The sequence below is a fragment of the Alcanivorax sp. HI0044 genome (assembly GCF_001634945.1).
Genome location: NZ_LWEZ01000745.1, coordinates 1 through 522, shown reverse-complemented (window position 1 = coordinate 522; position 522 = coordinate 1). Strand labels below are relative to the sequence as shown.

Annotated in this window: 2 protein-coding genes; both read left to right on the top strand. The window is 50.6% G+C overall.

Going from position 1 to position 522, the window contains the following annotated elements:
- A partial coding sequence (locus A3730_RS08975; protein ID WP_156501099.1) for an efflux RND transporter permease subunit occupies positions 1-259 on the top strand: 259 nt, incomplete at its 5' end.
- Positions 260-262: 3 nt separating this feature from the next.
- Positions 263-522, top strand: a 260-nt coding sequence (locus A3730_RS08970; protein ID WP_197477385.1) for a HupE/UreJ family protein, incomplete at its 3' end; no start/stop codon positions are given.

Here is a 522-nt window from a genome sequence, read left to right as displayed (position 1 = left end):
TGTAACGCTGGATGACGCGATTATTGAAGGCGCGGTGACCAGGTTACGGCCAATTATAACCACCGCACTGGTGGCATCATTGGGTTTTGTGCCGATGGCGCTGAATACGGGTATCGGGTCTGAGGTTCAGCGACCACTGGCGACTGTCGTTATTGGCGGCATTATTTCTTCTACCTTGCTAACGCTATTTGTCCTGCCAGCCCTGTACCGGCTGGTCAATGGGAAGGCAGCGCAGCAAATCAACAACAAGGGAGTTTAGGTTGTGAAATTGAAATACTGGATTGGTCTTCTATCCATTTTGGCAAGCAGCATCGCCATGGGGCATGGCATGTCAGCAGAGGATAAGGCGAGGGCGCTCAATGCCGGTTTCATGGAGTACATTGAGCTTGGAGCGATGCACATGGTCACAGGCTATGACCATTTACTGTTTCTGTTCGGCGTGGTGTTCTTTCTGACCCGCTTCAGTGACATTGTTCGTTTTATAACCGCGTTTTCCATTGGCCACTCGATTACTCTGGTGTT